Source organism: Mesorhizobium sp. M2A.F.Ca.ET.037.01.1.1, assembly GCF_003998075.1.
GTDB lineage: Bacteria > Pseudomonadota > Alphaproteobacteria > Rhizobiales > Rhizobiaceae > Mesorhizobium.
Map to the genome: position 1 here is coordinate 1 of NZ_RZSA01000843.1, position 2,940 is coordinate 2,940.

At 65.9% G+C, this 2,940-nt stretch carries 4 protein-coding genes; all 4 read left to right on the forward strand.

Features of this window, described 5'->3' with window-relative positions:
* Nucleotides 1-538 (forward strand): glycosyltransferase family 2 protein (locus EOA27_RS29995; protein ID WP_348639878.1); only part of this gene is annotated, 538 nt, incomplete at its 5' end.
* Complete coding sequence (locus tag EOA27_RS30000) at nt 538-1,476, forward strand: glycosyltransferase family 2 protein (protein ID WP_127257935.1); 939 nt, start codon at nt 538-540, stop codon at nt 1,474-1,476. The genes EOA27_RS29995 and EOA27_RS30000, both read left to right, overlap by 1 nt.
* Nucleotides 1,466-2,452, forward strand: a complete 987-nt coding sequence (locus EOA27_RS30005; RefSeq protein ID WP_127257937.1) for a glycosyltransferase family 2 protein — start codon at nt 1,466-1,468, stop codon at nt 2,450-2,452. Before EOA27_RS30000 ends, EOA27_RS30005 begins: the two co-directional genes overlap by 11 nt.
* Before the next feature lie 29 nt (nt 2,453-2,481).
* Nucleotides 2,482-2,940, forward strand: a 459-nt coding sequence (locus EOA27_RS30010) for a UTP--glucose-1-phosphate uridylyltransferase (protein WP_145970618.1), incomplete at its 3' end; no start/stop codon positions are given.

The following is a 2,940-nucleotide window of genomic DNA, read 5'->3' on the forward strand; positions in this document are numbered from 1 at the left end:
GCACCGGCACGTGTCCGAGGGCGAATGGGTCGACCACGGACACCACGCGCTGATGCGCATCGCCGCTTTCAGCCATGCCGGCGGCTATGACGAGAGCTTCAGCCACAACGAGGACGCCGAGCTCGACTACCGTCTGCGCCAGGCCGGTTACCGCATCTGGATGAGCGGCAGGACGCACATGATCTACTATCCGCGCTCGTCGCTGAAGAGCCTCTATTTCCAGTATCTTGGCTATGGCCGCGGCCGCGCCAGGAATGTGCTCAAGCACCGCATGGTGCCGAAGGTCCGGCAGATGGTCCCGCTGCTGGTGGCGCCCGTGGTGCTGTTGGCCCTGTTCTCCTTCGTCCACTGGCTGGCGGCGGTGCCGTTCCTTTTGTGGGCGGCGGTGTGCCTCGGCTACGGCTTGGCGACGGCGGTGCGCCAGCGCAACGCCAGCATCGCTCTGGCCGGAGTTTCAGCCATGGTCATGCATTTCGGCTGGTCCGTCGGTTTCTGGCAGCAGCTTTTGACGCCGCGCTTGCAGCGCAAGGAGTCGTGATGGCCGGCCGCTCGATCGACATCTGCATCTGCACTTTCCGCCGGCCTGAACTGGCCGACACGCTGCGCTCCGTCGCCGCCCTGGAGAAGCCTGAAGGTTTGGAGATCGGCATCGTCGTTGCTGACAATGACGATGAACCAGGCGCACAAAAGCTCGTGAAGACGCTGGCCGAGGAATTGAAGCTGCCGGTCCGCTATCGCCACGCGCCGGCGCGCAACATCTCGATTGCCCGCAACGCCTGCCTCGACGCCAGCGTGTCGGACTTCGTCGCCTTCATCGACGATGACGAGACGGCGTCGCCCGGCTGGCTGGTCGAGTTGATGGCGACGGCCGATGCCACCGGCGCCGCGGCGGTGCTTGGGCCGGTGCGGGCCCATTATCGCCAGGACGCGCCGGACTGGATGCAGAAGGGTGACTTCCATTCCACCTTGCCGGTCTGGGTGCGCGGCGAGATCCGCACCGGCTACACCTGCAACGTCCTGCTCAGAACGACCGACGCGAGCTTGCGCGGCCGGCGCTTCAGCCTGGCGCGCGGCCAGACCGGCGGCGAGGATACCGAGTTCTTCGATGCCATGGTCAAGGCCGGCGGCCGCATCGCCTTTGCGCCGCAAGCCTTCGTCGACGAGGTCGTGCCGCGCGCCAGGGCCGCGTTCGATTGGCTGCGCCGTCGCCGCTTCCGCTTCGGCCAGACGCATGGCCATTTGATCGGCCACGGCGCCGGCGGCATCCGCCGCGCCGGCCAGGTCGGGCTGGCTTCGGCCAAGGCCGCTTACTGCTTCGGCATGGCTGTTTTGACCGCGATCAGCCCGGTGCGACGGAACCGCAGCGTGCTGCGCGGCATTATGCACGTTGGTGTCGTCTCCGGTTTGGTCGGCGTCCGTGAAATCCGCCAGTACGGCCTCACTTCGCCAGAACAAGGGAACAAGCGTGCAGCCTGACGTCAGCTTCGTCATCGCCGCCTACAATGCGGAGGCCACTCTCGACCGCGCCATCGCCGGCGCGATCGCGCAACTGGGCGTGACCGTCGAGGTCATCGTCGTCGACGACCAGTCGCGCGACGGCACGCTGGATGTGGCGCGCGCCTATCCTGAAGACATCGTCAAGGTGGTGGCGTTGCCGCAGAATCGCGGACCAGGCGGCGCCAGGAATGCCGGCCTCGATTTCGCGCGCGGCCGCTGGGTGGCGGTGCTGGATTCCGATGACGCCGTTCTTCCTGGCCGCATGGCGGCGATGATCGCGCGGGCGGAAGCGGCCGGCGCCCAAATCGCCGTCGACAATGTCCAGGTCGTGCGCGAGGACGGCACGCCCGACGACACCATGTTCCCGGGAGGCTATCTCGAGGGCTTAAGCGAGATCTCGCTGGCCGATTATATCGAGGGCAATCTGGTTTTCGAATCGCGCTTCAATCTCGGCTATCTCAAGCCGGTCTTCCAGCGCCGCTTCCTCGACGACAACAAGCTGCGCTACGACGAGAAGCTGCGCATCGGCGAGGACTACATTCTGCTTGCAAGCGCGCTGGCCAGCGGTGGCCGTTGCGCTGTCGAGCCGACCGTCGGTTATGTCTACCATATCCGCACCGGCTCGATCTCACGGGTGCTCGAATTGCACCACGTCGAGGCAATGACGCGCGCCGACGCCGCCTTCGCTGCGGCATATCCCATGGACAGCACCGCGAAGGCCGCCTTCGCCCGGCGCGGCCGCAGCCTGCGCAAGGCGGCGTCGTTCCTGTCCCTGGTCCAGCACATCAAGGCGCGCGCGCCGCTCAAGGCAATCGGGGCGGCGCTCAGGGATCCGGCCGCGATCGGGCATTTGTCGATGCCGATCGCGGTCCGGCTCAGAAGGGTTGCGGCGCAGGTTCGCCGTGGGGGCGGGGAGATGAAGCATGCGAGCGATTTGATAGCCGGCGATAGGTAGAAATCTTTTTCTCTCAGAAGGAAGACCAGATGCAGAAAGTCAGGAAGGCAGTCATCCCAGTGGCGGGGCTCGGAACGCGGTTCCTGCCGGCAACCAAGTCCATGCCGAAGGAAATGCTTCCCGTCGTCGACAAGCCCGTCGTGCAATATGCCGTCGACGAGGCGTTCGAGGCCGGCATCGAGCACATCGTCTTCGTCACCGGCCGCAACAAGGCGGTTATCGAGGACTATTTCGACCTGCATCCTGAACTGATCGGCACGCTGGAACAGACCGGCAAGAAGGCGCAGCTCGAATCGCTGGAGAGCCTGCTGCCGGTGGCCGGCGCCACCTCCTTCATCCGCCAGCAGTCGCCGCAGGGCCTCGGTCACGCCGTCTGGTGCGCTCGCGACGTGATCGGCAACGAGCCCTTCGCGCTGCTGCTTCCCGACATGGTGTCCTTCGGCGCGCGCGGCTGCCTTGCCGAGACCGTCGATCTCTATCAGCGGACC

Bases quoted from the DNA above. Each gene is read 5' to 3' on its own strand.
- EOA27_RS30000 (WP_127257935.1), top strand. From the start codon at position 538: ATGGCCGGCCGCTCGATCGACATCTGCATCTGCACTTTCCGCCGGCCT.